Origin of the sequence: Rhodoferax sp. OV413 (assembly GCF_945881795.1) — a bacterium.
Lineage (GTDB): Bacteria > Pseudomonadota > Gammaproteobacteria > Burkholderiales > Burkholderiaceae_C > Allorhodoferax.
In genome coordinates this window covers 1-3,229 of the sequence record NZ_CAMCVG010000148.1, presented here as the reverse complement: position 1 = coordinate 3,229, position 3,229 = coordinate 1, and the positions used below count along the sequence as shown (strand labels likewise).

Here is a 3,229-nt window from a genome sequence, read left to right as displayed (position 1 = left end):
GTTGTTTTTGAAGTACTTCGACTTTCTGTCGATTGGTACCAACGACCTGATCCAGTACACCCTGGCCATCGACCGCGCCGACGAGTCGGTGGCGCATTTGTACGACCCGCTGCACCCTGCCGTGCTGCGACTGGTGGCCGACACCATTGCGGAGTGCCGCGCGCAGGGCAAAGACGTGAGCGTGTGTGGCGAGATGGCTGGCGACGTGAGCCTCACACGGCTTTTGCTGGGCTTGGGCTTGCGCAGCTTTTCGATGCATCCGGCACAAATTCTGGCGGTCAAGCAGGAAATTTTGCGCGCTGACACCAGCAAGCTGACCGACTGGGCGCGCCGCGTGAGCACCGCGGAGGAGCCGGCCCTCGAAATCGCCAGCGCCCAACTCTGAGCCTGCCGAAACGCGTCAGTCGCTATATTTTTAATAGCTGCTCGCGCAATACCAGTGTGGGTTAGAGCCCGATTTGGCTTTAAATTTCAGACTCTGGCGCGAGAACCCAGCACCGCAGCGCCCACAATCAAGGCCGCCGCAACCGCCACATGCAGGCTCGGCCACTCTCCGCGCAGCCACAACAGCCCCAGCGTGGAGAGCAGCGGCGTGAGGAAAGACAGCAGACCGATGCTGCGCGCATCACCCCGCTTGAGCGCCGCATCCCACAAATAGAAGGCAGCACCCAGCGGGCCCAGACCCAGCGCGATCAGAAGCTGCCAGTCGCCCCCGCTCAGACTCACCGCCGGCTCCAACAACCAGTGACACGCCAGCGACAGGGTGCCCGATACCAAGCCGAATAAACCAATCGCCGCACTTGGAAAAGCGCGCACCCGCTGCGTCAGCAGCGAGTAACTCGCCCACACAAACGCCGATGCCAAGGCCGGCAGATAGCCCCAGGCCCAAACTCCAAGGCCTTCGCCCCCGAAATCGCGCCCGCCCGTAATGGCAAGGGCCGCGCCTGCAAAGCCCAACAACGCAGCCGCCACATGCAGCACCTGCAGCCGCATCCCGGGCAAAAACAACGGGGCCATCAGCACAATGCCCAACGGCCAGAGGTAATTCACCAAATTTGCCTGCACCGGCGGCGCGTGCCGTAGCGCGATGAAAAGCAGAAAGTGAAAACCAAACAGCCCGTACACGCCCAGGACCAGCGTGCCCATGGGCACCTTCCAGCTGCTAAGCCTCCAGCCCGAGAGCGGAATGCCAATCAGGCTCCCGACCAGCAATCCGATGCCGGTGAGCAGGAAAGGCGGCACATGCTGGAGCGCCACGCCCAGGGGCGCCAAGCTGCCCCACAACACGATGGCCCCCAGTGCCAGTCCGTTGGGCAGCGATACGGCCCGCGGAGCAGCACGCAACGTCATGTTGTAGCAGCCTCAGGCCAGACGTTGGTCGGTGGAAGGCCGCTTCCAGAGGTTGATGCCGCCTTCCACCGCGTGGGCGTCAATCGCGGCCAGCTCGTCGGCGCTGAAATCCAGCCGGCTCAGCGCGCCCACCAGCTCCACAATGTGCGCAGGGCGGCTCGCGCCAATCAGGGCGGTGGTGACGCGCGCATCGCGCAGCACCCAGGCAATGGCCATCTGCGCCAGGCTTTGGCCGCGTGATTGGGCAATTTCATGGAGCGCGCGCACGTGCGCCAGATTTTGCTCGTTCAAGTGATCAGGCAGGAAAGAACCACCACCCGGACGGTTCATACGGGCATCGGCCGGCACGCCCTGCAGGTACTTGTCGGTCAAAAGGCCCTGAGCCAGGGGGCTGAAGGCAATGCAGCCCACGCCAGTGTCCTGCAGCGCGTCGAGCAGCTCTTCCTCGACCCAGCGGTTCAGCAGGCTGTAGGAGGGCTGGTGAATCAGCATGGGAACGCCCATGCTTTTCAAAATTGCCACCGCCTCGCGCGTTTTGGTGGCCGAATAGCTGCTGATGCCGGCATATAGCGCTTTGCCTTGCTGCACCGCGGTGGCCAGCGCGCCCATGGTTTCTTCCAGCGGGGTGTCGGGGTCAAAGCGGTGGCTGTAGAAGATGTCCACATAGTCGAGGTCCATGCGCTTCAGGCTCTGGTCCAGGCTGGCCAGCAGGTATTTGCGCGAGCCGCCGCCCTGGCCGTAGGGGCCGGGCCACATGTCGTAGCCGGCCTTGCTGGAGATGATCAGCTCATCGCGGTAGGGCCGGAAGTCGCGGCGCATGTGTTCGCCGAAGTTGGTTTCCGCACTGCCGTGGGGCGGGCCGTAGTTGTTGGCCAGATCAAAGTGGTTGATGCCGAGGTCAAACGCAGTGCGCAGCATGTCACGCTGGGTTTGAAACGGCGTGGCATCGCCGAAGTTGTGCCACAGCCCCAGCGACACCGCGGGCAGTTGGAGGCCGCTTTTGCCGCAGTAGCGGTAGGGAACGCGACCGTCATAACGGCCCGGTGCTGCTTGGTGCATGGTGCGATCTCCAGGGGGGGTGAACATGAACGACGGCCGGTAGGGTCAAAACACCGGACTGTATTTCTGGCCGCAATTGTGGGGCTGGCCCAGAGGGCGGATCTTCAGCGGGTGCTGTGGCCGAGCGCGTGCCCCGCCTGCACATCGGCGTGGTAACTCGAGCGAACCATGGCGCCCACCGCCGCATGCTTGAAGCCCATTTTGTAGGCTTCGGCTTCGAACATCTTGAAGGTGTCGGGGTGGACATAGCGGCGCACCGGCAGGTGGCTGGTGCTGGGCGCGAGGTACTGGCCGATGGTCAGCATTTCGATGTCGTGCTCGCGCATGTCGCGCATGACTTCCAGGATCTCTTCATCGGTTTCGCCCAGCCCGACCATCAAGCCGCTCTTGGTGGGAACGTCGGGGAACAGCGCCTTGAATTTTTTCAGCAAGTTCAGGCTGAACTGGTAGTCGGAGCCGGGCCGCGCTTCTTTGTAGAGGCGGGGAATGGTCTCCATGTTGTGGTTCATCACGTCGGGCGGCGCTGACTTCAAAATTTCCAGCGCCCGGTCGTCACGGCCGCGGAAGTCTGGCACCAGCACCTCGATCTGCGTTGCGGGCGAGAGCTCGCGCGTCTTGCGGATGCACTCCACAAAGTGGCCTGCGCCGCCATCGCGCAGGTCATCGCGGTCTACGCTGGTGATGACCACATAGTTCAGCTTGAGCTGGGCAATGGTCTTGGCCAGGTTGTCCGGTTCGTTCACATCCAGCGGATCAGGCCTGCCGTGACCCACATCGCAAAACGGGCAGCGGCGGGTGCACTTGTCACCCATGATCATGA

The 3,229-nt window shown here is 63.0% G+C and carries 4 protein-coding genes; 1 reads left to right on the top strand and 3 read right to left on the bottom strand.

All coding sequences use genetic code 11. The features are described 5' to 3' along the window. Window positions 1-385: putative PEP-binding protein (locus tag Q0O05_RS11890; RefSeq protein ID WP_366519052.1), on the top strand; the 385-nt coding region annotated here is incomplete at its 5' end. A gap of 86 nt (window positions 386-471) precedes the next feature. Here Q0O05_RS11890 and Q0O05_RS11885 read toward each other — a convergent pair. The 3 genes from Q0O05_RS11885 to lipA form a co-directional block, all read right to left on the bottom strand. After that, window positions 472-1,350 (bottom strand): DMT family transporter, encoded by an 879-nt coding sequence (locus tag Q0O05_RS11885; protein ID WP_293663293.1) that lies wholly within the window; start codon window positions 1,348-1,350, stop codon window positions 472-474. 12 nt (window positions 1,351-1,362) lie between these two features. Continuing rightward, the gene (mgrA, locus tag Q0O05_RS11880) at window positions 1,363-2,409 is read right to left on the bottom strand and encodes an L-glyceraldehyde 3-phosphate reductase (protein ID WP_293663291.1); all 1,047 of its coding nucleotides are present in this window, start codon (window positions 2,407-2,409) and stop codon (window positions 1,363-1,365) included. A gap of 104 nt (window positions 2,410-2,513) precedes the next feature. Beyond that, window positions 2,514-3,229, bottom strand: a 716-nt coding sequence (gene lipA / locus Q0O05_RS11875; RefSeq protein ID WP_293663290.1) for a lipoyl synthase, incomplete at its 5' end; no start/stop codon positions are given.

What these genes read in the sequence shown, in the direction of transcription:
- mgrA (WP_293663291.1), bottom strand. Translation starts at nt 2,409, where the DNA reads ATGCACCAAGCAGCACCGGGCCGTTATGACGGTCGCGTTCCCTACCGC.
- Q0O05_RS11885 (WP_293663293.1), bottom strand. Translation starts at nt 1,350, where the DNA reads ATGACGTTGCGTGCTGCTCCGCGGGCCGTATCGCTGCCCAACGGACTG.